The sequence below is a fragment of the Aquabacterium sp. UBA2148 genome, from assembly GCF_002328915.1.
Taxonomy (GTDB): Bacteria; Pseudomonadota; Gammaproteobacteria; order Burkholderiales; family Burkholderiaceae_C; genus Aquabacterium; species Aquabacterium parvum.
This window is the reverse complement of the sequence record NZ_DCXA01000311.1, coordinates 25,831-26,078: the sequence shown is the minus strand read 5'-3', so window position 1 is coordinate 26,078 and position 248 is coordinate 25,831. Positions and strand designations below refer to the sequence as shown.

Annotated in this window: 1 pseudogene; it reads left to right on the top strand. The window is 68.5% G+C overall.

Annotation, left to right across the window (positions count from 1 at the left end):
* Positions 1–117: 117 nt before the first annotated feature.
* Positions 118–248 (top strand): annotated as a pseudogene (locus B2W70_RS18500) (triose-phosphate isomerase); the annotation flags it as partial.

Sequence of the window (248 nt, the reverse complement as noted above, 5' to 3'; positions counted from 1 at the left end):
TGGCGACCGCGGTGACCGTGGCGAGCGCCGTGACCGCGCTCCCCGCGCCGAGCAGGCTCCCCAGGACGCTGGTTCCGAGTCGCAAGGCCAGGAGCAGCAACAGCAACAACAGCAGCAGTGAGCACCATGAAGAAGCTGGTTGTTGGCAACTGGAAGATGCACGGCAGCCGTGCGTCCAATGCCGAGCTGTTGCAGGGCCTGCTGGCGGCCGACCTGTCCTCGACGGCGCCTCGCGCCGACGTGGCGGA